Genomic DNA, 24,039 nt, shown 5'->3' on the forward strand with positions numbered 1-24,039 from the left:
CGACCCAATCCAGAAAGGTGGACCGCATGAACCGTCGCCTGCGCGATATTCTGTTGCAGATTTCCTTCGTGGGCCTGCTTCTTGTCCTGATTGTTGGCTTTCTGCTGAATGCCTATTTCAACCTTAAGGAACAAGGCATCACTTCGGGTTTCTATTTCCTCGAACGTCAGATCGGGTGGGATATGGGGTTCGCCTTTATGCCAACCGCAATCAGCGATCCATATTGGTATGCTTTGCTGCTGGCTCTGATGAACACAGTTGTCATCGGCTATGCTGCAATAGCATTGGCAACCATTCTGGGAGTTGGTGTTGCCGCGATGAGAATTTCGGGCAGCTCGGTATTGAACACCATCGCTGTGGGCTACATTGAGTTGATACGCAACGTGCCGCCGTTGGTCCAGATCCTCGCATGGTACGCAGTGTTCACGGCCTTTCCGCCGCCGCGTCAAGCTTTGGAGTTTCTTGGCGGTGTTCTGCTCACGGCGCGGGGGCTTCATGTTCCGGCACCAAATGTATCCGGGATGGCCATTGTGCTGTCCTGCTTGGTCGCGCTGATTTGCATCGCCGGGCTGCTCTGGATCGCGCTCGGGAAGCGTTTCATGTTTCACCAGAGCTTACAAAAACTAAAGATTTCCGCGATCGTGATGGCGGGTTCTTTGGTGCTGATCTGTGCGATTATGGCTGTACTGCGATTGCCCGATACGCCCCTGATATCGTATCCCGCGCTCAAAGGGTTCAATATTTCTGGCGGCATTACAATGCCACCTGAGCTTACAACCATTTTGGTCGGGGTAACAGTGTTCGGCTCTGCCTTCGCGGCGGAAATTATCAGGGGCGGTTTCCTATCGGTTGATACCTCAAAGCTGGAAGCCGGCAAGGCGCTGGGTATGACGGGTTGGTCGATCTTTATGAAAATCCGGCTCCCGATCGCAATTCGCAACATCATCCCGATGATGACCAATCTTTATGTCTGGCTGATCAAGGCGACCGCGCTGGGTGTAGCGGTGGGTTTCGCGGATCTCTTTAACGTTGTGGTGTCAGCCATCGTGCAGTCAGGCCACGTAATCGAGTTTGTGATCATTCTGGCCGGAGCGTTCTGGGCCGTGAACGCCGGTTTTACCATCCTGATGAACCGCTTTGACCGCAGGCTCCATGCCAAGGAGGCACGTAAATGAACATCTCAACACCATACGTAAAGCGTGACAGCTCTGTGGTGCATAGGCCGAGAAACTTTATGAGCAGGCTCGGCCATTATGCAAACAAGCATCCGGTGATTTTTGTTTTTTCGACGCTGCTGTTGCTTGTCATTATCGGGCTCGGAGCTGTTATTCTGGATTGGGCGGTGTTTCGCGGAATATGGTCTGCACCAGATTCCCAGGCCTGCCGAGCAGAAGGAGTCGGTGCATGCTGGGCTGTCATCGGCGCACGCTGGCGGATCATTTTCTTTGGTCTCTACCCGTTTGATGAACAGTGGCGTTCGGCGATTGCATGCGCCGTCATGTTGGCCACTGCGATCACATCCTGTTTCCCGCGGTTCTGGACCTTTAAGCGGTTGTCGATCCTCTGGGTGGCTGGTTATGTCGTATTCTATATCCTCATGGGAGGCGGTGTGTTCGGGTTGAAACCGGTGACCGTGCAGAATTGGGGTGGTTTGGCGCTGACGTTCTTTGTGTTCGGAACCTGTACAATCCTAACCATGCCGCTCGCTGTTGTGCTCGTCTTGCTTCGGCAGTCATCGCTGTACATGATTTGGAAGCCTACACAGCTGATCATTGATTTTGTCCGGTCGATGCCCTTGCTGGTGGTGATGTTCGTAACAGCGGTTATCGTGCCGTTCGGATTGCCCGATGCGCTGATCGGCGAAAAGCTATACCGGGTTATCCTTGGGTTTGCATTCTACAATGCCTGTTACCAAGCCGAAATCTTGCGCGGTGGCATCCAGAGTTTGCCACAGGGGCAGGACGAAGCCGCCAAGGCACTGGGTTTGTCCTATCGCCATCGCGTTAGCCGGATCATTCTGCCGCAAGCTTTCAAAATAACCTTGCCGGCAACGATCAATCAAATCGTAATCATCTTCCTCGAAACGCCATTGATAAGCATCATCGGCTTCTTTGAAGTCCTCGCTTCAGGCGCGGCTGCATTCGGCACTCTGGAATGGGGTGTCGCGGTCGCCGAAGTATATCTCTTCATTTCGATCGTCTTCTTCATGCTCTCCTTCTCGTTGTCTAGCTACGGCAGATTTCTGGAGAAGCATCTCAGTGTCAACGAAAGGTAAGTCATGGACAATTCAACAGCCAACGCCGTCGCCATATCGGACCTCAACAAATACTACGCCAATTTTCATGCGCTTCATGACATCAATCTCGAAGTAAAGCAGAAAGAACGGATTGTGATTTGCGGGCCGTCAGGGTCGGGAAAATCCACGCTTATCCGGTGCATCAATCAGCTTGAGGAACATCAAGCCGGTGAAATCCGCATCTTTGGCGATGAGATCCGTGCTGATCGTCCGGATATCGAAGCACTCCGCCGTCAAACTGGAATGGTCTTTCAGGATTTTAACCTCTTTCCGCATATGACCGTTCTGGAAAACTGCATTCTTTCCCCAATTCTGGTTCGCAAAGTGCCGCGCGCAGAAGCCGAGGAAATTGCGCGGGATTATCTGGCGAAAGTCCATGTGCCGGATCAGGCGGATAAATACCCGACCCAATTGTCGGGGGGGCAACAGCAAAGGGTAGCCATCGCACGAGCACTGTGCATGAGGCCCCAGATCATGCTGTTCGACGAGCCAACATCGGCACTTGACCCCGAGATGATCTCGGAGGTGCTGGACGTCATGGTCGAATTGGCGGGAACCGGTATGACCATGATCTGTGTCACCCATGAAATGGGCTTTGCCCGTAAGGTTGCTGACCGGGTGATCTTCATGGATGCGGGCAGGATAGTCGAACAGAACGAGCCGGAACAGTTCTTTAACAATCCGCAAAGCCCAAGAGCCAAACAATTTCTGGAACAGGTTTTGAGCCACTAATACGACGGCCCCTCGTCGAACAAATAAGGAGACCAAAGCATGGCCAACGAAAGCCCAAACACACACATGCAAGTTGATGCCGTGATCGTCGGAGCCGGAATTGCGGGAATGTATGCCATACACCGACTAACTCAGATGGGATTGTCTGTCTGTGCTTTTGAGCGTGGGGATGGTGTCGGTGGAACGTGGTACTGGAACCGTTATCCAGGTGCGCGGTGTGATGTTGAAAGTCTGGAGTATTGTTACTCGTTTTCGGAAGAACTGGTGCAAGAATGGTCATGGAAAGACCGTTATGCCGACCAGTCAGAAATCCTCTCCTATCTTGACCATGTGGCAGACCGGTTCGACCTGCGGCGCCATATACAGTTTGAAACCGAGATTGAGAGCGCGGTCTACAATGACGAAACTGCCTTGTGGACTTTGACGACCAATCAAGGAACGAGTGTTTCAGCCAGATACTGCGTCATGGCGACTGGGAACCTCTCAAAGCCGCAGTTTCCCGCCGTACCGGGCTTGGAGCGGTTCAAGGGCGCTCTTCATCACACGGGTGCCTGGCCAAAGGACGGTTTGGATTTTACCGGCAAGCGAGTGGTTCAAATCGGTACGGGTGCGACGGGAATTCAGGTTGCACCGCGGATCGCCCCGCAAGCTGAGGCGTTGATTGTGTTGCAACGTACTGCCAACTTCTCGATCCCGGCTGGCCAGCGCCCGTTACCTGACGAAGCTCAACAAGAGTTTAGGGCGAGTTTTCCGGTAAAGCTCGATCTGGCGCTGAACGCGGCTTCGGGGATGGCCTATGTACCGGTTCCCGAGCAGTCGGCTTTGGACGTTACGGAAGAAGAGCGGAACCGGATTTACGAAGAGCGGTGGCAGAACGGTGGCAGTTTCGCTTTTTCATCTTCGTTCAACGATATTCTCACGGACTTTGAAGCCAACCAAACGGCTGCCAATTTCGTGCGCGGCAAGATACGTAGTATCGTAAAGGACCCGGAAACCGCCGAGGCGCTATGCCCAAAGGACCACCCCTATGCCACCAAGCGTGTTTGTGTGGATAGCGGGTATTATGCCACATTTAACCGAGACAACGTGACGCTGGTCGATTTGAATGTCGAAAAGTTGCTTGAGTTTACCGAGAATGGTTTTCGGACTTCAAAAAAGGAATATGAGGTTGATGCAGCCGTCTTTGCAACGGGATTCGATGCAATCACAGGCGCTGTTCTCGAGATGGATGTGCGGGGGAAAGGCGGACTTAGCCTCAGGGATGCTTGGAATGATGCGCCCACTGCTTACTTGGGTCTACAGGCGGCCGGATTTCCCAATCTTTTCTTTGTCACCGGTCCAGGAAGCCCATCGGTCAAGGCGAATATGTTCAAGGCAATTGAACAACATGTGGATTGGATTGCTGACTGCATTCGTGACATGCGCGAACAGGGTATCGTTTCGATAGAAGCGGATGCGTCGGCCGAGGCAGAATGGGTCGCCCATGTGAAGGATTTGGCAGATTCCACGTTGTATCCGCTTGCCAAGTCTTGGTGGACCGGTGCCAACGTGCCGGGGAAACCGCGCCACTTCATGATCTATATCGGGGGTTTTTCCACCTATCGGCAACTGTGTTTCGACGTCGCCGAGAATGGATATAAGGGGTTTCATCTCGAAAAAGAACCAGAGGTTTGCACCTGATCCCGCAGCGGGACCGGAGATTTCGAAAGGGCATTGAATCATGGAACCAGTGCAACCTTTGGCCGTGATCGTCGGCGGAGCCAATGGGATTGGTGCCGCCACCGCAACAGAGCTTGCAGCCCAAGGAATGAAGCCCATCCTATGCGATTTGGATGGTGAGCAAGCTTCTCTTGTGGCGGCGCAACTTGGCGGGCATGGGTTCACTCTTGATGTGACAGATCGGTCCGCATGTTTTGCGGTGGCCGAAGAGATATTCGCGCGGTTTGGCGCCGCATCTGTTCTTGTCAATTCCGCCGGTGTCGCACGGGTCGCGGCGATTGAGGATCAAGGTTCACCGGCTGCTTGGGATTCAAGTCTGGATGTGAACCTGACTGGTAACTTCAACATGGTTCACAGCTTGCTTTCACAGCTTCGGGAAACCGCAGGTGTGATCGTCAACGTTGCCTCTGTCATGGCGCAGCGCAGCAGCGCGATGACACATGTTGGTTATAGCGCTTCGAAAGGTGGGGTATGTGCTCTTACGCGGGCGCTTTGCCGACAGCTTGCCGAAGATGGTATCCGTGTTAATGCGGTTGCTCCCGGGTTCATTGAAACACCGATGCTTGCAGCCAATATGACCGATTTCGGCCCTCTGCTCGAGCAGCACGTTCCAATGAAGCGGCTAGGCCGCCCGGAGGAGGTTGCGAAAGTGATCGCTTTCCTCTGCTCCGACGCGGCCAGTTTTGTTTCAGGTGCGATCGTCCCAGTGGATGGAGGCTACCTTGTCGTCTGACCCGTTTCTTCGTTTATCCAATATAGAAACCGCCCGATGCGATAACCGCTTCAGCCGTGATATAGCTTGCAGCGTCAGAACAAAGAAAGGCGATAATGCTTGCCATTTCGGAGGGTTGCGCCGGACGTTTGAGCGGAACCATCTCCAACACTTCGGGGCTCAACAAATCGGCAGGGTCATCAGCCATCGGCGTCTCAACGATACCGGGATTGAGGCAGTTCACGCGCACCTTGGGCGCAAGCTCTTTAGCCAGTCCCCGCGTATAGGCCATGACACCGCCTTTGCTGGCGCCGTAGTGGCCACGGGTAAGGCGCCCGCCGAAATTCGCCGCAATAGAGGCAAGGTTTACGATGGCACCCCCTTCCGAAAAATGCGGGATCGCAGCGCGTGTGATGTAAAAAATCCCATCCAGATTGACGCCCATCATCTCGCGCCATTGCTCATCCGTCATTTCGGCGATGCTTTGCTTGCGATAGATCCCCGCCGCAGCCACAAGGTAGTCCAGACCCCCGAAAGCTTCGATACACGCGGCCACCGTGTTGTCGGCGCTGGCCCTGTCAGCAGCATCGTAGCCGAATGCGCTTGCTGTCTTGCCGGTGGGGTCAAGCACTTTGGCGGCCTCAGCTGCTGCGGACGCATTGATGTCCGCGAGCAATACCTTTGCTCCGAGCTGATGAAACAGTTCTGCGGTGGCCTTACCGATGCCGCTTCCTGCGCCGGTGATGAGTGCTGTTTTGCCGGAAAATTCAATCATTTTGGTCGTGCCTCCAATTGGACGTTTGGCGAAGAACAGGTGCTCTGTCACTCCGGAAAAGGGCGGGTGAGAGCGCGTGATAGCACGCGGTAGAATCGCCCTGAAGAAACTTATAAGACATTGAAAACAATAGTCAAATTACGAAATTGGGACACTTCTTCCAATCTGTAAACGTGCAAAAAAGGATGATCGCATGACCACCTCGAAAATCGTACAACCCTCCCAGTTCGGCTGGGCTAAACCTTCGATGACTGTCGCCGAATGGAACGGTGACCTGCTTTACATATCGGGCCTCGTCGCCTTTCAGCACGATGGTTCGATCGCACCGGGTGGCATGTATGATCAGGCCGTTTGCGTTTTCTCAAACTTGAAGACGGTGCTTGCTGAAGCGGGGCTAGAAATGGACAGTTTGCTGAAGATCAACTGTTTCCTCGCGGACCCTTCGAAGTTTGGTGAATTTGCCACCGCAAGAGCCGAGGCGTTTCCAGTCAGGCTGCCCGTTAACACAACCGTTGGCAGCACGCTTGTGATGCCGGAGTTGTTGGTTGAGGTTGATGCGATCGCCCGAAGGTAGCAGATGCTAGGCACGAAATAATTGGCAGGGCTTTGTAGAGTGCGATTTAGTGATACCCGCTTGAAAGTGGTCAAACGGTGTATTCGATAGACTGTGCGCCTTGTGGATTTTCTGCAGGTCGTGCATGGCAGGTTTGATCGTTGCTAAATCAGTGTGGCGGCTTCCAATTGCCGCCCGCTGATGCCTTTGAGGCGTAGTCAGAGATGAAAGGGCGTTGCTTGCAGCAAGGCGATGCCCTTTAGCTCGGCCGTCCTTTCTACTTGGCCGTCAGACAAGCTTGAACTTAGGCGAGAGCAATCTTTAGCAACGATAACAGAAGTGCACCGGTGGTTGATGTTTGCATTTGGGATACTTCAATGCGGTTCCATTCTGCGTGGTAGCGGCAGTAAAGGGACGTCAGGAATCTCGCCCAGAGAAAGCTGAGGAGGGATTAATGGACTCCAAAATGCAGTAACGCCAAATTTGGTGGGGCCGGACGTGACGTGCGCGCGGGTTGGCGCAGATTAAGGCACTAAAAGCGCGATCATTCCTAATCCCAACCCAATCAAAAGCGCTAGAGATAACAGAACCGTTGCGATTACCCGCGTTCCGGCGTTCAATACCGAGCGTGCATCCACGTTCAACCCAAAGGCCGCCATTGCAATAATGGTCAACACAGTTGCACCCATCGATATTATGGGGAGGATTCCTTGCGGAATGGCGTCGATGGATCTCAACCCGATCATTCCAAGAAAGCCAAAGATGAAGAGTGGTGGCACAAAACCATGCTTTCTAGTGCTCGACGTTCCAACGGACCGACCTTCGTCAGGCAAGCGGGAGGCGAGTATAGCCAACACAGTCGTTATCGGCCCCAGCATAAGCACGCGAACGAGCTTCACGAGCGTTCCAATCTGCACCGCAGCCGCCCCCATAGGGGCCGCAGCGGCAAGGACTTGGGGCACGGCATAAACTGTCATTCCGGACAGGACACCGTATTGCAGCGCTTGCAGCTCCGCGAGATGTCCAATCAGAGGTAAACCCAATACGACGAACACGCCAAGCACAGCAGTGAAGGTTATCGAGGCGCTGATGTCGTCGCTATTTGCATTGATTACCGGGGCAACGGCTGCAATGGCAGAGTTGCCGCAAATCCCGTTTCCGCAAGCAATCAGCAACGCCATTCGTGCCGGCAAGCCCATCAATCGACCTAGAAAATATGACCCAGGCACAACCAGAATCACGATCGCAACGATGCCAGTAAGCAGCGTCGGCTCTACGGCCATCAAGGTCTGAGCGCTTACAGCGGCGCCAAGCAGAACTATTGCAATCTCTAGCAGCACTTTTGACGAAAACGCTATACCAGCAAGGAAGCGCTTATGCGGTTGCCTGAGCGTTCGAAAGACAGCGCCGATCAGTATCGCTAGAACCAATGGCTCCAACCATATCGCGCCAAAGATCGCTTTCTCTATTTCTGCGGCAAGTACCGCCAGCAGCCCGATGGCCGCGCTCAGCACAAACCCTGGTAGGATCTCGAAAGCACGCATTCGCCTACAGCGTGTTGCTGAGAGTAAGTTAGAAGCGAGAGGCATCGAGACATCCCTTGATCAAAGCCATCGTGACTTCAAAAAGCCTGTTACAATCAACCATTCAAACGAATTGTTTTTGTGATAATGAACGTAACTATCGATTTATGAGGCCCACATGACCCCTGAGCAACTTCGTGTATTCGTCGCAGTGGCTGAAATGGAACATATGACACGTGCAGCCCGGTCTCTGAACATGACCCAATCTACGGCTTCGGCGTCAATCTCGGCCTTGGAGGCACGCCATCAAGTTACCCTTTTTAATCGGATCGGAAGGGGGATCGTCTTAACCGAAGAGGGACGTGACTTTTTGCCCGAAGCACGCGCAGTTCTGGCGCGGTTGAGCGAAGCTGAAGCAATGCTGCTTGAAACGCGCGATTTGATCCGAGGCCATATTCGGCTAATCGCGAGTCAGACGATTGCAGGATACTGGCTGCCCGAGAAAATCGCGGCGTTTCGCAAGCGGTTTCCGGGGATCAAGATTACCCTTGGAATAGGCAACACTCAGGAAGCAATGCACGAAGTTCTACAGGGGACATTGGATTTGGCGTTGGTCGAAGGAGAGGTTTCTGATCCACGGCTTGTCAAGCAGCAGATTGGGGAAGACAAATTATGTCTGGTTTACGCTCCTAATGGGAACGAGCACTTTTCAAGAAATGCTTTGGACCAAGCCAATTGGGTTCTACGTGAACCGGGGTCTGGCACGCGTTCCAGCGCGGACGCAGCGCTAAATAAGCTGGATTTCCACTTACCCAAGCGTGAGGTTGGCCTTGTCTTGCCGTCAAACGAAGCGGTGATGTCCGCGGTAGAAGCCGGGGCCGGGGTAACCATCCTTTCCGCTTTTGTCGTGGAGAGGTCACTTATGATCGGAACCTTGCGTGAATACGACTTGGAGCTCCCTCCTCGGCCTTTTTATGCTTTGTTTCATCGTGATCATCGGATGAGCCGGGCAACGAAGGCATTTTTTGACATTTTTTGAACTACCCCGCGAAATTCGAACACTGACGTAAGCTGCAATTTGTTGTCTGCTGATCTTCAACACGAAGGAAATCAGGAATGTCGAAACGAAAGCAACATCACCCCGAGTTTAAGGCCAAGGTTGCGCTACGGCGTCCAGTTTGAACTCGTTCGTAAACCGTATTCCCTTACTCATATCCGTCTCTCTTTGCTTCCAAAATTACCAAGCAAAGCGTCTACAAATCTAGGAGCACCTCATGAAGTAAAGGCTGGTGCCGTTTCATCCGAACACTTTGTCGCGGATGCGTACCGTTGACGCTGACTTGATCGCTCGGGCCGTCAAATGCGCTTTGATTGGGGCGCTGCACTTGCCTGCCAGTTGGCGACAAAGCGAACGAACATCCGCGTCAGACTCTCGCGTCTTGAAGTGTCTGGCCAGACCGCAAAAATGCCCAGTGGGATCAGTTGCCAATCCGGGAGAAGGCGCACCAGCCGGCCTTCGGCCTCACCCCGTGCGGCAAGGTGTTCGGGTAGCACCGTCGCGCCAAGGTTCTGAGAGGTGAAGTGATAGAGTGCGTCAATGCTATCGACTTCGAGCCGGGCCTGACCCAGCACCTTGACCGTCTCGCCCCCCGGACCGGTCAGTGCGGTATAATCTGAACGGTGCTTGTAGCGCAGCCAGTCCCAATCCTCCATCTCTGACGGATGGGACGGGCGCGGGCGCGTGGCGGCATAATCCGCCCCCACCACCAGAGCGCGCGCGCTTTCGCCCAACTTGCGCGACATCATCGAGCTGTCGTCCAACCACCCGACGCGGATGTTCACGTCATAACCGTCTTCCAGCAGATCCATGCGCCCGTCTGTAAATGTCAGCGACATGGCGACCTGTGGGTGGCTGCGCACGAATTCCGCGATGGCGGTGGCTAGCGCCGAGGAGGACATATAGGCTGGCATGGACACACGCAGCGCCCCCACCGGCTCCAATGACAGGGCGTTCAATTCGTTCAACCCGCTTTCGGCGCTGCGCAACATCTCTGCCGCGCGGGCATAGAACATACGCCCCTCGTTGGTCAGGGCGATCTTACGGGTCGTGCGATAGAGCAGGGTCACGCCCAAGAAATCTTCTAGGTCCGACACCGTCTCGCTGATACGGGACGGTGCGAGGCCCACGGATTTGGCCGCGGCCCGGAACGACCCCTCGTCGACGACCCGTGCAAAGATCGCCATGTGGCGCAGATGCTCAATCATTGTTCCGCCAGTCCGAATTATGACTTCCGAAAACAAGGTATACCCGGATCAATGCGGCGGGGATAGATGTTCCTTACAACACAACGGAGCATCGACATGAACGCGAGCACTTTCTTCGAGACGGAAAACGCCGAACGCTATCTCGGCACGCTGTGCAAGCATTTCGGCCAAAAGGTTCCGGTCTCTTTCGAGCCCGGCGCGGGCCACATCGAGCTGCCTTTTGGACAGTGCGACCTGCGCGCCGACACTGCTGGCCTGAGCCTGACCGCCACCGCCGCTGACGCGCCCGCTCTCGACAAGACGATCCAGGTGATCACCAATCACCTCGAACGGTTCGCATTCCGCGAAAACCCGGACCTGAACTGGAGCCGGACCGAACCCACCGGGGCCTGACACCGGCCCGACCCTTTTTCTACCCCATGACTTGCCCGAACACGCCCCGTCCCGGAGCGCGGACAGAGAGGGTATGTCCAAACACTCCGAGGAGAAACCAATGAAACTTTTCCAACTATTTGCCCCAGTGGCGATCGCCGCCACTCTACCGTTCACGGCGCTGGCCGACAGCGCCGACACCAAGGCTTTCGTTCTGGAAGCGCTGAAAAACACGCTGTTGGCGGGCAATGTCGCAGCCGTTGACCAGTATTTTGCCAAAGACATCATCCAGCACAACGAGATGTTTGCCAACGGCATCGAGGCGCAGAAGGGCGTCGTCGGCTTTCTTGCTGGCAGCGGCAACTTCAAGGCGGACTATGTCCGGGTCATCGCGGATGATAACATCGTGGCTGTGCATGCCCGCTATGAGGGCTTTGGCGCAACAGCGATGATCGCCTTTGACGTCTTCCGCGTTGAGGACGGCAAGATCGCCGAGCACTGGGACAACCTGATTCCCGAGGCCGCGCCCAACCCCTCGGGGCGCACCCAGATCGACGGCGCAACCGTCGTCACCGACCTGAACAAGACCGAAGCCAACAAGGCGTTGGTCGAAGAGTTCATCACCAAGTCGCTGATCAAGCATGAGCAGGTGGACTTTACCAAATACATCAACCCGACGAACTATGCCCAGCACAACCCGATGGTCGCTGACGGCCTGGAAGGCTTTGGTGCCTTCATGGCGCAGATGGCCGAACAGGGCATCACCATGGACTACACCAAGATCCATCAAGTGATCGGCGAAGGCAACTTCGTGCTAACCCTGTCCGAGGGCGCCTTGGGCGGTGAACAGACCGCCTTCTACGACCTCTTCCGCCTCGAAGACGGGCTGATCGTGGAGCACTGGGACGTCATCGCCCCCGTGCCCGGCCCGGACGCCCCGCACAACGAAGCTGGCAAATTCTGACCACCCTGCCCCTCAAGGAGCACGACATGAACCGCAGAACCCTTTTGAAGACCTCAATTGGCACGACGCTCGCCACCATTCTCGCACAACACGCAGGAGCACAAACAATGGACAACCAGACACAAGCTAGCTTTGACACCGTCATGGCCTTTATGGGCGCGATGGGATCGGGCGACATGGAAAAGATGAGCGCACTGATGGCCGACGACATGGTCTGGCACAACGAAGGCGACGAAAGCCTGCCGTGGATCGGCGGCGCGGAGGGCAAAGAGAACATCTTCAAATTCCTCGGCGTATTTTCCGAAAACCTTCAGACAACCAAATGGGAAAACACCGACGCCTTCGCCTCGGGTGACACGGTCGCTGTCTTTGGCAAGATGAACGGCGTCACCCCCCATTCCGGCAAGGAAATCGGCGAATTCACCTTTGCCTTGCGCGCCAAGGTCCGCAATGGCCAAGTGGTGCTGTGGCACTGGTTCGAGGACAGCTTTGCCGTCAGCCGAGCCTACCACGGCTGACCCGCGTATTCTTGCAAAGCCGTCGTTTCCGGCGGCTTTGCCCAGCGTTTTGAAGAGAGGACAGACCATGACAACCTTTGCCGTTACCGCTGTTTCGGGCCAGCTTGGCCATGAGATCGCCCGTAAATTGATTGCCTTGCCGGGCGGCGCGTCCGTCATCGGGCTGGCCCGCACTCCGACTAAGGTCACCGACCTCGGCGTCGAGCTGCGACCGGGTGATTATGACCAGCCGGACCAGTTGCAAACCTCGCTGGAGGGGGTGGATGCGCTTCTGATCGTCTCGGGCATGGCCCCGCCCGAGGATCGCATCCAGCAGCACCGCAACGTGATCGACGCCGCCCGCGCGGCGGGTGTGAAGAAACTGGTCTATACCAGCATCATCGGTCCCGAAGAGGGCACGCGCTTTTCTCCGGTGGTGCAAAGCAACCGTCAGACAGAGGCGGACATTCGCGCCAGTGGTCTGGACTGGGCCATTGGGCGCAACGGCATCTATATCGAGCCCGACGTCGAATACATCGACAGCTACAAGGCCCGCGGTGAGATCGCCAACAGCGCGGGTGAAGGCCGCTGCGGCTACACCACGCGCTCGGAGTTGGCCCATGCCTATGCCGCGCTCTTGACGCGCGTCGATCTGAACGGTGGCACCTATGACCTGACCGGCACGCCGATCACCCAAGAGCAGCTTGCCGGCCACCTGAACCGCACCTTCGGCACAGACCTGACCTACCGCGAGATGACTTCTGAAGAATTCGTTGCCGACCGCAGCGCCGAACTGGGCGATTTTATCGGCCCGATCATCGGCGGCATCTACGAGGGCATCCGCCAAGGTGCTTATGACCGTTCGGGTGACTTTGCAAAGGTCACCGGCCGCCCGCACCAACCTTGGGAGGATTACTTTTCCGCGCTCCGTAGCTGAGCGTGAAGGAGATCCTGCGCTGTAGCGTATCACCACCAACCCATCTACGGGGTCGCTGACGCGACCAATCCAAGAAAGGCAACAGACATGCTGTCACGACTTTCTCCCTATTGGCTCTGGGCGGTGATGGCGCTGCCGGGCTTCGGCATCCTCGCAAGTATCCTGACCGCGGCTGATGCCGAGGCCACCGGGGCCGCCATCCACGCGGCCTTGCACCCGACCGGCGAATTCGGTGCGCGCTTTATGATTATCGCCATGCTGGCCTCGCCGCTGGCGCTGGTGTTCAAGGGCTGGCGCGGGCCGCGTTGGCTGAAGAAGAACCGCCGCTACTTTGGTGTCGCGGCCTTTGTCTATGCACTGGTGCATACGGTGCTGTATCTCATCGACCTAGGCGGCTCGCAGAAGGTGATCGCCGACCTGCCAAAACTCTATATCTGGACCGGCTGGATCGCTTTCCTGATCTTCGTGCCGCTGGCCGTGACCTCTTCTGACCACTTTGTCCGAAAGATGGGCCGCACTTGGAAAACGCTGCAACGCACGACTTATGCCGCCGCTGTCCTGACCCTGTTGCACTGGGCGGCGCTGCACGATTGGGGTGGTCTTGGCCCTGCGCTGGTGCACTTTGTTCCGCTGGGCCTGCTGGAAGGCTACCGCGTCTGGTACTGGCACCTGCGCCCGCGCCCGAAGGAGGTGTGAACGCAGGACGGCTATGGTGCGCAAGTTTGCAGTGTCGGTTTCCAATGCATCGCACCAGTTCGTCAATTCCGCAGCAACTGGGAGGGGGAGCTCAGTTTTAGGAACACCCTATAACGGCTCAAGTGGTAGCCAAATCCATAGTTGGCTGGCAACCATCCATTTTGTCATCCCGTCCTGCTTAGACCTCGACGACAACCTTGCCGATGGCTTTGCCGCTTGTCAGGCGATCATAGGCATCTCCGACCCGATCAAGGTCGAATGTTGTATCATCAAGCAGCGGTTTCATCGCACCGGCGTCTACAATCTCGGCGAGCTTTGTCAAAATCTCACCGTGCTTGGCGCGACCTTGTCCGCTGAGCATGGGCAACAGCATAAAGATGATGTGCAACGACAGACCTTTGAAATGCGCTGGTGACAGATCAATTTCGAGCAGGCCCACAGTGGACGCGATGTTGGCATTGAGTGCCGCCGCCTCGAAGGAGTTGGTCATATTGGCACCGCCAACGGTGTCAAAAATGATGTCAAAGCCGGCACCACCTGTGTATTGCCCCACATAGTCGGCGATCTTCATTGTGGCGAAGTCAATTGCGGTCGCTCCGTAGCCGTTGATGACAGCCAGCTGCGCGTCGCCAGTGCCCGTGCCATAGACGTCTGCACCGAAATGTTTGGCCAGTTGCAACGCCAAGTGGCCAACACCGCCTGCGCCACCTTGCACCAGAACCTTTTGGCCTGCCGTGATGCCTGCGCGCTCCAACCCTTCGTAGGCTGTGATGCCAACCAAGGGCATCGCTGCGGCTTCGCGCATCGAGATGGACTTGGGTTTGCGGGCGATCAGTTGGGCATCAGCCAACATGAATTCAGCAAGCGCACCTTGGAGGTCGGCTAGCCCTCCTGCGCAGCCGTAGACTTCGTCACCGACAGCAAATGCGGTGACGCCTTCGCCAATCTCTTCTACGACGCCTGCGAAATCCATCCCCAACACTGCAGGGAGCGCAGGAGACAGGGGCAGATCGGCGCCCATTGACCGGATCATGGTGTCAACGGTGTTCACGCTGCTTGCTGCAACGCGCACGACCACGTGGCCTGCGGTCGCCGTGGGTTTGGGCAGTTCTGTGATTTCGAATTCTGCGGTTTCGCCGAAGGATGTAAGGGTTGAAGCTTTCATGGGAAGTCTCCTCGGATATGGTTGGAGTAGGTTATGAGAGGGGGCATGGTTGCTGTTGCGCCTTAGAACGGGGCAAAGCCGTCCTTGGCGGCTGTTGGAACGGTCCAGCGTTCTTTGGCGTCGATGTCATCGTAGGGTGCACCAAACATAGGCACCTGACCGTTTTCGCCGTAAAGCCAAAGAACAAGGTTTGTTCTTTCGCCTTGGGTGATCGGCATGGATTCATGTGGCACACTGCCGTGGTGGATCAGCGCTTTTCCGGGGGCAAAACCCAATTCGGCGACCTGACGGGTTTCGCGGTCAAAGAATTTCACACCCGAGCCGGAAAACGCCTCACCGGGAAGATTGAGGTTCAGGTTCAACGTCACCGAAGATGCATCCGTGTGCGCCCGTAAAGATCTATCCGCATCTGCCTGCCACTGGATCGAAAAGCCGAAGGTTTGCGTGTCGTATCCGACAATATCGGGAAACAAGAGCCGCGAGATGGGCCGCATGTAGGTGTCCATCAAAGCGCGGTAGAAAGTCTGAAAATTAGGCGCAGCAAGATAGCCCTCCGAGCGGCTGTCCAGCATCGCGCCACCACGGTTGAGTGAAATGCCATAGGGCGGGCGCAGCGGGATATTCGCGTTGGCAACATTTTCAAGATAGTCACGCAGGACCGATAGACGGGCGGGGTCAAAAAACTGCGCCTCAAAGACGCCGGGAAAGACTTCTGTCCAAAGGTCTCTGACAGCACCCTCCTTGCTGGGGTCTTGCCAGGCCTGTGCGATGGCATCGCGCAATTTGGGGTCATAAAGGCTGCTGTCTAGAATGGGCGCTTGGCCGGTGCTGGCCTCCCATTGCATCCACGCGTCCTGAAACAAGGGCGTGTTTTGCGCCCAGAATGTCTGAACTGACGGGGTGCGGTGCAGCATTTCGTCACGCGTAGGTCGACTGATCGCGCGGGCGCGTTCGAGGGCATTGGTTTGCATTGTCTATGCTCCTGATGTGGCCGTGCGCGGCATCGGCCCGGATGAGAATGTTCGTGGTATGTGCTTAGCCAAGCACGGCGGCGGCCTCGTCGAGACCTTGCATCACCTTTGCGCTGTGAGCAGCATCAAGTGCTGCCGCATTTGGCGGGGCGAATTGTTGGCTGTCATTGTCGAAATATTTCCCGCTCGCAGTGGCGAAACCTGCGCCCACAGCCGCGTCGCGCAAGATATTCGCGCCAATGCTAAGATCGCTGCCCGCCACGCCAAAGCCCTCTTTGACCATCTTGGACGCCAACAAAGAACCGGGGTTAACCGCGATGATTGCGGGGCCGTCAGGCAGTTCTCTCGCCATTTCGCGCGACCAAATGGTGAGCGCCAGTTTGCTTTGGGCATAGGCGTCCATATCGCTCAACTGACTGCGCCCGTGTAGCGCATCCAGATCAACGGGCGCTTGCGCAGCCGAGGACAAATTGACGACACGGCCGTTTTTCGCGATGATCGGAAAAAGGTCGCGGGTCAGCACATAGGGGGCAATCGCGTTCACCATAAAGCGGAGATCGTAACCTTCTTTGGTCACGGTATTTGGGGCCTTTAGGATACCTGCGTTATTGATCACTATATCAATCTGGTCGTGATCGGCGCGAATGGCGCTGGCCAGCGCGTGAACATCAACCATATCCGACAGGTCGGCCTTGTATTGCGCGACGGGGCCTTTGATTGTTTTGGCCGCAGCCTCCAGCTTGGCTGCATTACGCCCGTGCAGCAGGACCGTGTGCCCTTCGGCTGCAAGGGTTTGCGCGGTTACAAGGCCGATGCCGTCAGTGGAGCCTGTGATGAGAATTGTCTTCGTCATTGGGTAATCTTTCTGTGGTGGTCCCGACTTTGGGAGTTAGGCTGCGTAACGGACCAAGGTGCGGCTCTCGATGCTGCGTCGAACAGTATGAATGTTTGGGGGCCCTCGATCATGTCCAATGCACTATGGGCGATCGAAGGCAGGCCGCGATTGTCGAAGATGTTAAAGAAGGCCACATCGTCGGGCGTCATTTTAGACATATAAAGCCAGTCATGCTGCGGGTTCGCTGCGATCCCCATGATCTGGCCCTTGCGGTCCGGATAGATCAGATCGAGCAAAATCCAGTCCTGCTTGGCGACACTGGCAGGACGAATAAACCCCAGTGGCGCAGAGTTGATTGGCGCGCCAACCGGCCGCCAAACGTTGACGAATGCATAGTGGCCATTGGCCCATGCGGCGGCTTTGTTTTCCCCAAGGATATCAATTAGCCGCTTCTCGGCCCCATCAATACTGTAATCGCTATGCACATTGCGGGCCGGAGCGCGATCTGCGTTCGGGTCATCCACACGCAACGTATGGTCAAACACGATGACCTCTTGCGCGCTGATCTCGGATTGCAGCAGCGCTGTCAGCTCAGCGTCATAAGCTTCGTGCCAAGCGTTACCTGTGAAAGACGACACAGCCGTCGGGAATGTTGCAAACCCGACAGAGGTGTTCTCGAACGAGACGCGCGGATTTGATGTGCGTATATCACGCACCGGCACCTGCGTCGGTGCAAGCTCGGGCGAAATCAGGTTGCCAACAATTCCGTCCGCATCAAGCACGAATGCCTGCCGCTGCGATTTATGGAGGTGGTAGTTTACGGTTGCGATTTGGGTCATCGGAAGGTCCTGTGTCTGTCTTGTAATGAGATTTATCACTTTCAAAAAAGATATAAATGAGGTAAATTTTAATTCAGTATTCCGAAAAAGTATAAAGTATGGACGCGCAATCCCTTCGCCTTTTCGTTCTCGCCTGCGAGACACTGAACATAAGCGCCGCAGGCCGTGCGCTTGGTATGGCACCTGCGGTCGCAAGCACGCGCATCGCGAAGCTGGAGCATCTTGTGGGGGCAGACCTTTTGCACCGATCAACCCGCAAAGTGTCGCTGTCGTTAGAAGGCCGCGATTTCTTGCCCTATGCCCGCGAAATGATAGCTCTGGAGGAGACCGCACTCGCGGCACTCGGAACGGGACGGACGACGATCAGCGGCACATTGCGCTTTGCGGCGCCCAGCACCTTTGCACAACTCTACATCGCGCCGCTGTTGCCGATGTTTATGGACCAATATCCGGACTTGCACCTGGACCTCCATCTCTCCGACTCCGAGTTTGATCTCATCGAGGGGAGTTACGATCTGGCGCTGCGCAACGCGGTTCTGGCCGATAGTAACCTCACTGCACGCAAGCTCGCGGACGATACACGCATCCTGTGTGCCTCGCCCGCCTATCTTGAGCGCTGTGGAACCCCCCAAAATCCCGAGGATTTGGCACAACACCGCTTGATTGCATTCAAAGATATTGAACCAAGATCACTCGTCTCGCAAGACGGCTCGCAGGCACAATTCAACCCAACAAATGCAACCCATTATCTGATCGTGAACGACGGCCTAACGCAAAAACTCACGACGCTCGATGGCGGTGGTATTTCGATTAACTCCATCTGGGCAGTGCAAAAGGAGCTTGCGACTGGAAGCCTGACACGCATCTTGCCCGACTTTGAGTTGGCAAACAAACCAGCGCTTTGGCTGATCTACCCCAAAAGCAACGTCGTCTCCGCCAAAGTCCGCGTGTTCATGGATTTCCTGATCGATCATTTCGGGCGTCAGAATGGAGCACGCAAGACGTCCTGATCTGAAGGTTTATGTGACCGATGGATTTTGCAGTTCAGAACAATAGCAGACGTTTGCCATACGATTGTCTAAATGTCGGCTTTGGGCCGTTTGCATATTTGTTGATTGAGATCGGTCTTGTGTGAAATCAGTTGCTTGACGCTGTGGAGACCATGAAATATGTGATGAACTTACTGAGCGGGCGTTGTGTAGTGGTAAGACCTTAGCCTTCCAAGCTAATGACGCGGGTTCGATTCCCGCCGCCCGCTCCAAAAAGATCTTTTCCTACACATTGCCTACAATTATCCCGGTTTGGATAAGTTAAGTGTTTGATTTTTGGATGTATTCATGGCTTTTGAGAATTTGCCTTCCAAGCTAATGACGCGGGTTGGATTCCGCCGCCCGCTCCAGAAAAATGCTTCTGACAGTTTGCCCTGTAGAACAAGCGTTTGCCGTGATCCAATGGATTGAGATGACACGGTTTATTACCTTTTGATGGCTGGTCTGTCCGGCTTGGTGATGCGGGGTCGCTTGCCGTTCTGCGCTGTGATCCGTTTAATTCTGGCCCAACGGAGCAGAGGGTGCGTGCACTGCGTCAACACGTAGCTTGACCCTGTGCGCCTGCGCCTCCATGAAGCTTTAACGAGCCAAGAGTCAGGGAGCCGGATATGGCCAGACAACCCAGCCCGACAGCCGGCGAACAGGACCGGGAAAAATCGAAGCGCGTAGGCGCGCTGCGCGGGCTTGCACCGTTCATGCGGCCCTATCGTGGTTTGGCGGTTCTGGCGGGTCTTGCGCTTATGCTGACTGCGGGGTTGTCGTTGGCTTTGCCGATGGCTGTGCGCCGTGTGGTGGACAATTTCGGCACCGAAAACGACGCAATTCTCGACAAGTATTTCGGCGCGGCGATCGCGATTGCGGCCTTGCTGGCGATTGGTACCGGGTTGCGCTATGCGCTGGTTACGCGCTTGGGAGAGCGCGTGGTCGCCGATATCCGTAAGGCGGTTTTTGACCGTGTGATCGGGATGAGCCCCGGCTTTTTCGAGACCATCATGACCGGCGAAGTGCTGAGCAGGATCACGACGGATACGACGCTGATCCTGTCGGTGATCGGGTCTTCGATCTCGGTCGCGCTGCGTAACGTGTTGATTTTCCTTGGTGGTTTGGTTCTGATGTTGCTTACATCGGCCAAGCTTACGGGGTTGGTTCTGTTGATTGTGCCGCTGGTGATCGTGCCGATTTTGGTGATGGGGCGGCGCTTGCGGGTGCTGAGCCGCGAGAACCAGGATTGGATCGCGCAAAGCTCTGGTTCGGCCAGCGAAGCCTTGAGCGCGGTGCAAACGGTGCAGGCTTTTACCCACGAAGCGGCCAGCCGGGCCAGCTTCTCGGATGTGACAGAGAAAAGCTATGACGTGGCCCGCAAGCGCATCACCGTGCGGGCGGTGATGACGGTGTTGGTGATGTTTCTGGTGTTCACTGGTGTCGTCGGGGTGCTGTGGATCGGGGCGCGGGACGTGCGCCATGATCTGATGAGCTCGGGTGAATTGGTGCAATTTGTCATCTATGCGGTCCTTGTGGCGGGTGCCGTTGCGGCGTTGTCGGAAATTTGGGGCGAGTTGCAGCGCGCCGCCGGGGCGACCGAGCGGTTGGTGGACCTGCTCGAAGTCGAAGACGCCGTGACAGATCCGGTAACGCCGATTGTCTTGCCGCGACCGGTCAAGGGAGAGATTACCTTTGAAAAGGTTACTTTTTCCTATCCGTCGCGTCCGGACATGCCGGCGCTGCATGACATTGATCTGAAGATTGCGCCGGGGGAAACGGTGGCTTTGGTCGGCCCGTCGGGGGCGGGCAAGACGACGATCGTGCAATTGATCCAACGGTTCTATGACCCGTTTTCGGGGCGGGTTCTGCTGGATGGCCAAGACCTCAGCGCGTTGGCGCAGGGGGACTTTCGCTCTGCCATGGCGCTGGTGCCGCAAGACCCGGTGATCTTTGCCGCTTCGGCGCGTGAGAACATTCGCTTTGGTCGCGAAGGGGCCAGCGATGCCGAAGTCGAAGCCGCAGCGCGCGCGGCGGCGGCGCATGATTTTATCGAAGCACTTCCAACGGGTTACGATAGCCCCTTGGGAGAGCGCGGCGTTCTGCTTTCGGGTGGTCAGAAGCAACGGATCGCCATTGCGCGGGCCATTTTGCGGGATGCGCCGGTGCTGCTTTTGGATGAAGCGACAAGCGCATTGGACGCGGAAAGCGAACGTGCGGTGCAGGCGGCAGTGGACGAATTGGCCAAGGATCGCACAACAATTGTGGTGGCGCACCGCCTTGCCACGGTCAAGAAGGCCGACCGCATTGTGGTGATGGAAGATGGCCGCATCGCAGCCATTGGACGCCACGAGGAATTGGTCGCCGAGGGCGGGCTTTACGCGCGTTTGGCGCGGCTGCAATTCACCGATGGCGGCGAAGCTTAACCCTTTCTGAACGGCGCGTTCAGCAGGGTTAATGCCCGCAAACCTGCCCGAAAGCGGGGGTGACATTCGGCTGACTCCCGGCTGACATCCGGCTGCCGCCCGACGCGACATTGGTTAACGCGGGATTAAGTTAATCCACCGTGCGCGCCTGCTTTCTTTAATGGTAAAAAATACCCAAATGCCGACGGTTTCTCCACCCGCAGGTCCCGCGCATGGTCGGGGCGTTTGCAATCTTGGGGGCGCCGAGCGAAGCGAGGCGCCCCCCCGCGACGCCGAAGGCGGCGCAATCCCTTAGGTCAGCGACGTCCAAAGCCGAACTGCGGGTTCTAAAGTAATCCACCCCAATGGCGGGTGAGGTGGCCTATGATCTCATCCCGCGTGCGCCGATAGGCGTCAAGCTTGGCGTCGCGGGTTTCGCCCGTGCCGGTCGGGTCGGTGATGGGCCAGAACTCCACATCCGTGTGATAGGGCCGGGTCAGGCTTTGCGCGCTGGCATGCGAGGCCGGTGACAGCGCCACGATCAAGTCATAGGACGACAGGTGGTCGCCATAGTCGCCCAGTTCTTCGAACGTGCGCGCCGTATGCCGGGAGAGTTCGACCCCGACTTCGTCGCACACCGAGATGGCAAAGCCGTCGACTTCGAGGTCGCTCTTTAGTCCGGCGGATTGCAGGTAGGTTTCCGTCCCGTAGAGCTTCTTGGCGATTGCTTCGGCCATGGGAGAGCGCACGGCGTTGTGGTCACAGCAGAACAGCACCGATTGGGGCAGGGGGGCAGGCATTATGCGATCAGCTCCCGAAATGCAGCACGCAGACCAGCGTAAAGAGCCGCCGCGCCGTATCATTGTCGATCTCGGCTTTGCCGATCAACCGCTCCTGAAGCACGCGGGCGCCTTCGTTGTGGATGCCGCGCCGGGCCATGTCGATGGTTTCGATCTGGCTGGGGGGCATGTTCTTGACGGCGTTGTAATAGCTTTCGCAGATCGCCCAGTAGTCTTTGACCACTTGGCGAAAGGGCGACAGCGAGAGGTGGAACTCGGCTGCTTTTTCGGCGCTTTCGGTGGTGACGTCGAACACCAGCCGCTTGTCACGGATGGACAGGTACACGTGATAGGGGCCTTCGGGCGCAATCCGGTCATCGCGCTTGGGCAGGATGAAGCTGTTTTCTTCCAGAAGGTCGAACATGGCGACTTTGCGCTCTTGCTCGATCTCCGGCGTGGGAGGGGGCAGGCTCGAATCATCGAGCTCGATCTGGCTGATCCGCGACATGGGATGGCCCTTTCGCTTGGCGTTACATGGTCTCTCCCGCCCTGTTTGCTAGCGCTTAAAGGCTCGCTTGCCAATGGGGGGCATCACGGCGGGTTGCAATTTGTTGCAGCCGTGTTCGGGTGATCAGGATTTATTGAGGTGGTTCAGGCGCGCGCGAACGGACAGGCCGTGCGCCTCGAGGCTTTCGGAGTTGGCCAGCGTTTCGGCCGACGGGCCAATCGCGCCGAGCGCCTCGGGCGTCATTTGCGCCAGCGTGGTGCGCTTGAGGAAATCCATCACCGACAGCCCCGAGGAGAACCGGGCCGAGCGCGCCGTGGGCAGCACATGGTTCGGTCCGCCGACATAATCGCCAATCGCCTCGGGCGTCCACGCGCCAAGAAAGATCGCCCCGGCATGGGTGATTTCATCGGCCAGCGCCATCGGCTCGGCCACGCAAAGCTCAAGGTGTTCGGGCGCGACCCGGTTGGACAACTCCGCCGCCTTGGACAGGTCCGGCACATGGATAATCGCGCCGTAGTCGCGCCAGCTTGCCGCAGCGATCTTGCGGCGTTCCAGCGTCTTGAGGTGACGGTTGATCGCCGCCTCGACCGCGCTGGCCATCGCCGGGCTGTCGGTGATCAGGATCGCCTGTGCGCTTTCGTCATGTTCGGCCTGTGACAGCATATCAAGCGCGATCCAGTCCGGGTCATTGTCGCCATCGGCAATCACAAGGATTTCGGACGGGCCGGCGATCATGTCGATGCCGACCTTGCCAAACACCCGTCGTTTGGCCGCCGCGACAAAGGCGTTGCCCGGTCCGGTGATCATATCGACCGGCGCAATGCTTTGCGTGCCATAGGCCAGCGCCGCAATCGCCTGTGCCCCTCCGATGCGATAGATCTCTTCCACCCCGGCAAGACGCGCCGCAAGGATCACCAGCGGGTTCACAGCGCCGCCCGGCGTGGGGCAGGTGATCGCCAGCCGCTTGACCCCCGCCACCTTGGCCGGAATGGCGTTCATCAGCACCGATGACGGATAAGAGGCCAGCCCCCCGGCACATAGAGCCCCGCCGCCGACACCGGCGTCCAGCGCCAGCCAAGGCGCGCGCCATTGTCCTCTTGCCAGAGCGCATCCTCGGGCATCTGGCGCGCGTGATAGGCCCGGATCCGTTCGGCTGCCAGTTCAAGCGCTGCGCGCTCGTCGGCGGGCACGGCGGCGCAGTGCATTTCGATTTCCGCGGGCGAAAACCTGAGCGTGTCCGGCGTCAGCGCCAGTTTGTCAAAGCGCGCGGTCAGCGCGATCACGGCGTCATCGCCGTTGGTGCGCACGTCGTCGATGATCCCGGCCACGGTGGCATCCACGTCCGGCGCGTCCTCGCGCTTGGCGCTCAGCAGGGCGGCAAAGGCCGTTTCAAAATCGGAACTCTCGGCATTCAGGATCACGGGCATGCGGCTCACTCCTCGGCTTGGCGCTGTAGTAAGCGCTGCAC

The 24,039-nt window shown here is 56.9% G+C and carries 23 protein-coding genes, 1 tRNA gene and 1 pseudogene; 15 read left to right on the top strand and 10 right to left on the bottom strand.

The window, feature by feature from the left end; translation table 11 throughout:
* The first annotated feature begins 26 nt into the window (after positions 1 to 26).
* From N4R57_02975 to N4R57_02995, 5 genes are all read left to right on the top strand, one after another.
* The gene (locus N4R57_02975; GenBank protein UYV38079.1) at positions 27 to 1,175 is read left to right on the top strand and encodes an ABC transporter permease subunit; all 1,149 of its coding nucleotides are present in this window, start codon (positions 27 to 29) and stop codon (positions 1,173 to 1,175) included.
* On the top strand, positions 1,172 to 2,275 hold the full coding sequence (locus N4R57_02980; protein ID UYV38080.1) for an amino acid ABC transporter permease: 1,104 nt from the start codon (positions 1,172 to 1,174) through the stop codon (positions 2,273 to 2,275). Before N4R57_02975 ends, N4R57_02980 begins: the two co-directional genes overlap by 4 nt.
* 3 nt (positions 2,276 to 2,278) lie before the next feature.
* Entirely contained in the window at positions 2,279 to 3,028 is a 750-nt protein-coding gene (locus tag N4R57_02985) for an amino acid ABC transporter ATP-binding protein (protein ID UYV38081.1), read from the top strand.
* Positions 3,029 to 3,067: 39 nt separating this feature from the next.
* Complete coding sequence (locus N4R57_02990; protein ID UYV38082.1) at positions 3,068 to 4,708, top strand: NAD(P)/FAD-dependent oxidoreductase; 1,641 nt, start codon at positions 3,068 to 3,070, stop codon at positions 4,706 to 4,708.
* 64 nt (positions 4,709 to 4,772) lie between these two features.
* Positions 4,773 to 5,480 (top strand): SDR family oxidoreductase, encoded by a 708-nt coding sequence (locus N4R57_02995; GenBank protein UYV39500.1) that lies wholly within the window; start codon positions 4,773 to 4,775, stop codon positions 5,478 to 5,480.
* Positions 5,481 to 5,493: 13 nt separating this feature from the next.
* Here the strand turns inward: N4R57_02995 and N4R57_03000 are convergent, their stop codons facing one another.
* On the bottom strand, positions 5,494 to 6,234 hold the full coding sequence (locus N4R57_03000; protein UYV38083.1) for an SDR family oxidoreductase: 741 nt from the start codon (positions 6,232 to 6,234) through the stop codon (positions 5,494 to 5,496).
* 193 nt (positions 6,235 to 6,427) lie between these two features.
* Between N4R57_03000 and N4R57_03005 the strand changes: the two genes are divergently transcribed.
* Entirely contained in the window at positions 6,428 to 6,808 is a 381-nt protein-coding gene (locus N4R57_03005; GenBank protein UYV38084.1) for a RidA family protein, read from the top strand.
* A 503-nt stretch (positions 6,809 to 7,311) separates the two neighbouring features.
* Here the strand turns inward: N4R57_03005 and N4R57_03010 are convergent.
* Entirely contained in the window at positions 7,312 to 8,331 is a 1,020-nt protein-coding gene (locus N4R57_03010) for a putative sulfate exporter family transporter (protein ID UYV38085.1), read from the bottom strand.
* A 157-nt stretch (positions 8,332 to 8,488) separates the two neighbouring features.
* Between N4R57_03010 and N4R57_03015 the strand changes: the two genes are divergently transcribed.
* Positions 8,489 to 9,349 carry a LysR family transcriptional regulator gene (locus N4R57_03015; protein UYV38086.1) on the top strand — a complete coding sequence of 287 codons (861 nt, stop codon included), beginning with the start codon at positions 8,489 to 8,491 and terminating at the stop codon, positions 9,347 to 9,349.
* A gap of 317 nt (positions 9,350 to 9,666) precedes the next feature.
* Here the strand turns inward: N4R57_03015 and N4R57_03020 are convergent, their stop codons facing one another.
* Complete coding sequence (locus tag N4R57_03020; GenBank protein ID UYV38087.1) at positions 9,667 to 10,575, bottom strand: LysR family transcriptional regulator; 909 nt, start codon at positions 10,573 to 10,575, stop codon at positions 9,667 to 9,669.
* 96 nt (positions 10,576 to 10,671) lie between these two features.
* Between N4R57_03020 and N4R57_03025 the strand changes: the two genes are divergently transcribed.
* The 5 genes from N4R57_03025 (at position 10,672) to N4R57_03045 (ending at position 14,041) form a co-directional block, all read left to right on the top strand.
* Positions 10,672 to 10,968, top strand: a complete 297-nt coding sequence (locus tag N4R57_03025) for a DUF2218 domain-containing protein (protein ID UYV38088.1) — start codon at positions 10,672 to 10,674, stop codon at positions 10,966 to 10,968.
* Between the two features lie 100 nt (positions 10,969 to 11,068).
* Complete coding sequence (locus N4R57_03030) at positions 11,069 to 11,911, top strand: nuclear transport factor 2 family protein (GenBank protein UYV38089.1); 843 nt, start codon at positions 11,069 to 11,071, stop codon at positions 11,909 to 11,911.
* A gap of 26 nt (positions 11,912 to 11,937) precedes the next feature.
* Entirely contained in the window at positions 11,938 to 12,429 is a 492-nt protein-coding gene (locus N4R57_03035) for a nuclear transport factor 2 family protein (GenBank protein UYV38090.1), read from the top strand.
* 67 nt (positions 12,430 to 12,496) lie between these two features.
* Complete coding sequence (locus tag N4R57_03040; GenBank protein ID UYV38091.1) at positions 12,497 to 13,345, top strand: SDR family oxidoreductase; 849 nt, start codon at positions 12,497 to 12,499, stop codon at positions 13,343 to 13,345.
* Between the two features lie 87 nt (positions 13,346 to 13,432).
* Entirely contained in the window at positions 13,433 to 14,041 is a 609-nt protein-coding gene (locus N4R57_03045) for a ferric reductase-like transmembrane domain-containing protein (GenBank protein ID UYV38092.1), read from the top strand.
* 178 nt (positions 14,042 to 14,219) lie between these two features.
* Here the strand turns inward: N4R57_03045 and N4R57_03050 are convergent, their stop codons facing one another.
* From N4R57_03050 to N4R57_03065, 4 genes are all read right to left on the bottom strand, one after another.
* A complete protein-coding gene (locus N4R57_03050) occupies positions 14,220 to 15,206 on the bottom strand; it encodes a zinc-dependent alcohol dehydrogenase family protein (protein ID UYV38093.1) in 987 nt (328 codons plus the stop codon).
* A 62-nt stretch (positions 15,207 to 15,268) separates the two neighbouring features.
* Complete coding sequence (locus N4R57_03055) at positions 15,269 to 16,177, bottom strand: 2OG-Fe(II) oxygenase (protein UYV38094.1); 909 nt, start codon at positions 16,175 to 16,177, stop codon at positions 15,269 to 15,271.
* A 64-nt stretch (positions 16,178 to 16,241) separates the two neighbouring features.
* Positions 16,242 to 17,030 (bottom strand): SDR family NAD(P)-dependent oxidoreductase, encoded by a 789-nt coding sequence (locus N4R57_03060; protein ID UYV38095.1) that lies wholly within the window; start codon positions 17,028 to 17,030, stop codon positions 16,242 to 16,244.
* The gene (locus tag N4R57_03065) at positions 17,027 to 17,851 is read right to left on the bottom strand and encodes a hypothetical protein (GenBank protein UYV38096.1); all 825 of its coding nucleotides are present in this window, start codon (positions 17,849 to 17,851) and stop codon (positions 17,027 to 17,029) included. The genes N4R57_03060 and N4R57_03065 overlap by 4 nt, the downstream gene beginning before the upstream one ends.
* A gap of 98 nt (positions 17,852 to 17,949) precedes the next feature.
* Between N4R57_03065 and N4R57_03070 the strand changes: the two genes are divergently transcribed.
* From N4R57_03070 to N4R57_03080, 3 genes are all read left to right on the top strand, one after another.
* Positions 17,950 to 18,861 (top strand): LysR family transcriptional regulator, encoded by a 912-nt coding sequence (locus tag N4R57_03070; protein ID UYV38097.1) that lies wholly within the window; start codon positions 17,950 to 17,952, stop codon positions 18,859 to 18,861.
* 177 nt (positions 18,862 to 19,038) lie between these two features.
* Positions 19,039 to 19,112: transfer RNA gene (locus N4R57_03075), tRNA-Gly, on the top strand.
* A gap of 396 nt (positions 19,113 to 19,508) precedes the next feature.
* Positions 19,509 to 21,305: an ABC transporter transmembrane domain-containing protein gene (locus tag N4R57_03080; GenBank protein ID UYV38098.1), complete on the top strand. Its 1,797-nt coding sequence runs from the start codon at positions 19,509 to 19,511 to the stop codon at positions 21,303 to 21,305.
* Positions 21,306 to 21,631: 326 nt separating this feature from the next.
* On the opposite strand, the gene N4R57_03085 is transcribed toward N4R57_03080, so the two are convergent.
* From N4R57_03085 to hisD, 3 genes and pseudogenes are all read right to left on the bottom strand, one after another.
* Complete coding sequence (locus N4R57_03085) at positions 21,632 to 22,084, bottom strand: low molecular weight phosphatase family protein (protein ID UYV38099.1); 453 nt, start codon at positions 22,082 to 22,084, stop codon at positions 21,632 to 21,634.
* 7 nt (positions 22,085 to 22,091) lie between these two features.
* On the bottom strand, positions 22,092 to 22,571 hold the full coding sequence (locus N4R57_03090; protein ID UYV38100.1) for a UPF0262 family protein: 480 nt from the start codon (positions 22,569 to 22,571) through the stop codon (positions 22,092 to 22,094).
* 123 nt (positions 22,572 to 22,694) lie between these two features.
* Positions 22,695 to 23,998, bottom strand: a pseudogene (gene hisD / locus N4R57_03095) (histidinol dehydrogenase).
* Positions 23,999 to 24,039 lie beyond the last annotated feature (41 nt).

Source organism: Rhodobacteraceae bacterium D3-12, assembly GCA_025916135.1.
Taxonomy (GTDB): Bacteria; Pseudomonadota; Alphaproteobacteria; order Rhodobacterales; family Rhodobacteraceae; genus JAKGBX01.

Coding starts and splice junctions, on each gene's coding strand:
- N4R57_02975 (UYV38079.1), top strand. CDS start 27: ATGAACCGTCGCCTGCGCGATATTCTGTTGCAGATTTCCTTCGTGGGC.
- N4R57_02980 (UYV38080.1), top strand. CDS start 1,172: ATGAACATCTCAACACCATACGTAAAGCGTGACAGCTCTGTGGTGCAT.
- N4R57_02985 (UYV38081.1), top strand. CDS start 2,279: ATGGACAATTCAACAGCCAACGCCGTCGCCATATCGGACCTCAACAAA.
- N4R57_02990 (UYV38082.1), top strand. CDS start 3,068: ATGGCCAACGAAAGCCCAAACACACACATGCAAGTTGATGCCGTGATC.
- N4R57_03000 (UYV38083.1), bottom strand. CDS start 6,234: ATGATTGAATTTTCCGGCAAAACAGCACTCATCACCGGCGCAGGAAGC.
- N4R57_03005 (UYV38084.1), top strand. CDS start 6,428: ATGACCACCTCGAAAATCGTACAACCCTCCCAGTTCGGCTGGGCTAAA.
- N4R57_03010 (UYV38085.1), bottom strand. CDS start 8,331: ATGCGTGCTTTCGAGATCCTACCAGGGTTTGTGCTGAGCGCGGCCATC.
- N4R57_03015 (UYV38086.1), top strand. CDS start 8,489: ATGACCCCTGAGCAACTTCGTGTATTCGTCGCAGTGGCTGAAATGGAA.
- N4R57_03020 (UYV38087.1), bottom strand. CDS start 10,575: ATGATTGAGCATCTGCGCCACATGGCGATCTTTGCACGGGTCGTCGAC.
- N4R57_03025 (UYV38088.1), top strand. CDS start 10,672: ATGAACGCGAGCACTTTCTTCGAGACGGAAAACGCCGAACGCTATCTC.
- N4R57_03030 (UYV38089.1), top strand. CDS start 11,069: ATGAAACTTTTCCAACTATTTGCCCCAGTGGCGATCGCCGCCACTCTA.
- N4R57_03035 (UYV38090.1), top strand. CDS start 11,938: ATGAACCGCAGAACCCTTTTGAAGACCTCAATTGGCACGACGCTCGCC.
- N4R57_03040 (UYV38091.1), top strand. CDS start 12,497: ATGACAACCTTTGCCGTTACCGCTGTTTCGGGCCAGCTTGGCCATGAG.
- N4R57_03045 (UYV38092.1), top strand. CDS start 13,433: ATGCTGTCACGACTTTCTCCCTATTGGCTCTGGGCGGTGATGGCGCTG.
- N4R57_03050 (UYV38093.1), bottom strand. CDS start 15,206: ATGAAAGCTTCAACCCTTACATCCTTCGGCGAAACCGCAGAATTCGAA.
- N4R57_03055 (UYV38094.1), bottom strand. CDS start 16,177: ATGCAAACCAATGCCCTCGAACGCGCCCGCGCGATCAGTCGACCTACG.
- N4R57_03060 (UYV38095.1), bottom strand. CDS start 17,030: ATGACGAAGACAATTCTCATCACAGGCTCCACTGACGGCATCGGCCTT.
- N4R57_03065 (UYV38096.1), bottom strand. CDS start 17,851: ATGACCCAAATCGCAACCGTAAACTACCACCTCCATAAATCGCAGCGG.
- N4R57_03070 (UYV38097.1), top strand. CDS start 17,950: ATGGACGCGCAATCCCTTCGCCTTTTCGTTCTCGCCTGCGAGACACTG.
- N4R57_03080 (UYV38098.1), top strand. CDS start 19,509: ATGGCCAGACAACCCAGCCCGACAGCCGGCGAACAGGACCGGGAAAAA.
- N4R57_03085 (UYV38099.1), bottom strand. CDS start 22,084: ATGCCTGCCCCCCTGCCCCAATCGGTGCTGTTCTGCTGTGACCACAAC.
- N4R57_03090 (UYV38100.1), bottom strand. CDS start 22,571: ATGTCGCGGATCAGCCAGATCGAGCTCGATGATTCGAGCCTGCCCCCT.